The organism is Paenibacillus sp. JT31N11, from assembly GCF_056269285.1.
The window spans coordinates 1-1,400 of record NZ_JBWDNQ010000066.1 but is presented as its reverse complement, the minus strand read 5'-3'; the positions used below and the strand labels follow the sequence as shown (position 1 = coordinate 1,400).

Below are 1,400 nucleotides of genomic sequence, written 5' to 3'. Positions count from 1 at the left end.
GACACCATAGCTTAACGACCTTCCTCACCAGCCGTAAGAATAGTATAGAACACCGCACCAAAATTTTCATTACTCTGTGGTGCCCCGAGAGGGGCATGGATGGCTAACGGGCAGGTTAGGTTGAATTCAAAAAAGGAGCGGCCAAGGCAGCTCCTTACTTCTTCAAAACGGATATTCATCCTTCAGCTAACGCTAATTCATACTGCTTATTTATATTATTTGAATGACAAATTAAAATCGACATCCTCCATCAATTCGATAACTTCCCCATTGGGACTGTAAACTAAAGCATTTCTTACTACAAGAGGTGGAACGCCAAGTGAAAGGCGATTCGGCTCAATACATGCCTTTGCTCCATGAGCAAGGGCTTTTTGATACATTTCCTCTACATTATCTACATATAATGCAAAATGTAATAAAGCCCCGTGAGCAATATCTTCTTGCGACGAGGCTTTTTTTCCTTGAGCTGGGATGACTGCTCCATTATCAAATATTTCAATACAGGTTTTTTGGTCAGGTGAAACAAGCATGGCAGCTTCTTTTATCTGAAAGGAAGGTAGACTCCAATGATGACCTACTTTAAATCCTAATACTTGAGAATAGAAATCGATGGTTGCTTTATAATCTTTAGCTTGGATTGCAACATGGGCAAGTCCTTTTACGCTCATTTTGATTCTCTCCTTCTTATAGGTTGTTTTCATTATAGTGATATTAATCTTCAAAATACATAAATAGTATGAGGGAATAGTGATATAATACTTATTAAAAATGAGTTTCTTTATATTATTTTCCTTATTTATAAAGGTGACAGGAGGCCTCTTTAAATGAACGATCAGATCGACGAGATTGATAAAAAGATTATGCGATTACTCCAGCATCATGCGCGAATGCCTATTTCTAAAATTAGTAAACAAATCTCCATGTCTCAACCATCTGTAAAAGAAAGAATTATAAAACTAGAAGATAAAAACGTCATTTCTGAATATAGTACATTATTTAACTTGCGGGAACTGAACCGAGGCACGACCTCTTTTATTCTAATAAAGACAGAACATTGTCAAGCGTTAATTGATTTTTGTAAAGAGGCCAGGGAAGTAACCGAATTATTTCGTATAAGTGGAGAATTTAATTATCTCATTAAGGTGCAGACGGCATCGGTAGTGGAGCTTGCAGATTTTCAAGATTCGCTTGTACAACTGGGTCCTTCAAAATCGCATATTTGTTTGAAAAATATATTAGAAAACAGAGTTTTACTCTAAATCAGCCCAAACAGCACCTGTAAGGTATTCAACTATACCAGCTAATAGGTTGTCAATATTTAATTATTAATGGACCAATCGAAGGATGCTATACTGGTAAAAGGGAATGACAAATAACCGTCCCATAGATTTTGGGAAGGT

At 36.6% G+C, this 1,400-nt stretch carries 2 protein-coding genes; one reads left to right on the top strand and one right to left on the bottom strand.

Going from position 1 to position 1,400, the window contains the following annotated elements; all coding sequences use genetic code 11:
- Positions 1 to 215: 215 nt before the first annotated feature.
- Positions 216 to 668, bottom strand: a complete 453-nt coding sequence (locus AC0YNV_RS40670; protein ID WP_475773131.1) for a VOC family protein — start codon at positions 666 to 668, stop codon at positions 216 to 218.
- A 156-nt stretch (positions 669 to 824) separates the two neighbouring features.
- Here AC0YNV_RS40670 and AC0YNV_RS40665 point away from each other — a divergent pair, with 156 nt between their 5' ends.
- Complete coding sequence (locus AC0YNV_RS40665) at positions 825 to 1,259, top strand: Lrp/AsnC family transcriptional regulator (protein ID WP_475773130.1); 435 nt, start codon at positions 825 to 827, stop codon at positions 1,257 to 1,259.
- The last annotated feature ends 141 nt before the right edge of the window (positions 1,260 to 1,400 follow it).

Coding starts and splice junctions, on each gene's coding strand:
- AC0YNV_RS40670 (WP_475773131.1), bottom strand. CDS start 668: ATGAGCGTAAAAGGACTTGCCCATGTTGCAATCCAAGCTAAAGATTAT.
- AC0YNV_RS40665 (WP_475773130.1), top strand. CDS start 825: ATGAACGATCAGATCGACGAGATTGATAAAAAGATTATGCGATTACTC.